Origin of the sequence: Nocardioides sp. NPDC023903, assembly GCF_040639295.1 — a bacterium.
Classification (GTDB): Bacteria; Actinomycetota; Actinomycetes; order Propionibacteriales; family Nocardioidaceae; genus Nocardioides.
The window spans coordinates 1-1,172 of the sequence record NZ_JBEZZS010000094.1; the positions used below are offsets into that span (position 1 = coordinate 1).

General features: G+C 60.0%; 2 protein-coding genes. Both read right to left on the reverse strand.

Translation table 11 applies throughout. From position 1 onward, the window contains the following. The coding region (locus tag AB0F44_RS30185; RefSeq protein ID WP_357361056.1) for a hypothetical protein at nt 1–380 on the reverse strand (380 nt) is incomplete at its 3' end. 131 nt (nt 381–511) lie between these two features. After that, nucleotides 512–913, reverse strand: a complete 402-nt coding sequence (locus AB0F44_RS30190; protein ID WP_357273596.1) for a hypothetical protein — start codon at nt 911–913, stop codon at nt 512–514. Between the last annotated feature and the right edge of the window lie 259 nt (nt 914–1,172).

A 1,172-nucleotide genomic window follows, 5' to 3' on the forward strand; every position in this document is an offset into this window, starting at 1 on the left:
CAGTAATTGGCCAAGTCATCGGCGTGATCTTCGAAGTCCTTCAGTTTGACCGAGGGGACCAGCTTGAAATCAGCTGTGACGCCGAAGATGTCGTTGGTGATCCGGACGAGTCTGGGTGTCCGGATCCGGGCTTCCTTGGCTCGGCTCTCGCTGGTCAGCATGGCCTGTCGCACGGTCGGGACGTCGTCGCGTAGATAGAGCTTGAGGTAGCGAGCGAGTCGGTTCCAAGTGCGCCGGACACGGGCAGCATCGCGATGGGTGCGCTTGAGGTCGGGATCTGTTGTGCACCAGTACTTTACGCCGAGTCCGTAGGACTGGATTCCGGCGTAGGCGAGGCCTGTAGTCGAGAGGGATCCGAGGATCTCGAAGGCTGTGAGCACGGGTTTGTCTCCTGGTCATTCAGTGGGTTGCCTGTCCGGACGGGGTTGCAGCCGTCCGGGTGGCTGGGTTTTTGGGGCTGCCGCGCCCTTCCCTCTGCGGGAAGGGCTTGCCTCGAATTATGTTGTGCTGCTTAGGATTCGGGGTTTGTACGGGTTGCTTTGGCATTCAGCGGCCGGACCTCGTCGGCGCGGTACCAGGTCGTTCCTCCGACGAGCTTTTCGCCGCCACGGTTGTCTTTGCGGACCTCCGGCGGGACGACGCCAACGACGAAGTTGACCAGCTGAACCGGGGTGTACTGGCCCAGGCCCTGACCGGGGTCGACGTTCGAAGCGACGTTCACCTTGATGACCTCGTGCTGGTCACCACCGAACTGGTCACGAAAGCCCGCAACCAACTGAACATCCCACTTCAGTCGACCATCCGGGGTCCGGTCCTGCTCGTCGGGCTTTCCGAACACGGTCTTCGGGATGGCTTTGAGAAAGGCAACGCCGGTGAAGGTGGCGGCCTGGTCGATGACAAAGGTCTGAGGCATGGTCGGGATCCTTTCGGGGCGAGATCCTCCAGTGGAGGACTTCTAGTTTCTAGAAATCGAAAACCTTACGCATACACTCTAAGAAACGAATTGTTGATTCGCAAGGAGATACGACATGGCGAAGAAGGAGACCCCGCCTGAGCTGGCGGGATGGGTCGAAGAACGTGCCGAGCTTCTGGTGAAGACTGCTCGGCGGATCGTCGCGAAGGCGGATGCTCGGAAGGATCAGCCGGTTGCGGAGTGGTTGATTCCGTTGTTG

Coding starts and splice junctions, on each gene's coding strand:
- AB0F44_RS30190 (WP_357273596.1), bottom strand. CDS start 913: ATGCCTCAGACCTTTGTCATCGACCAGGCCGCCACCTTCACCGGCGTT.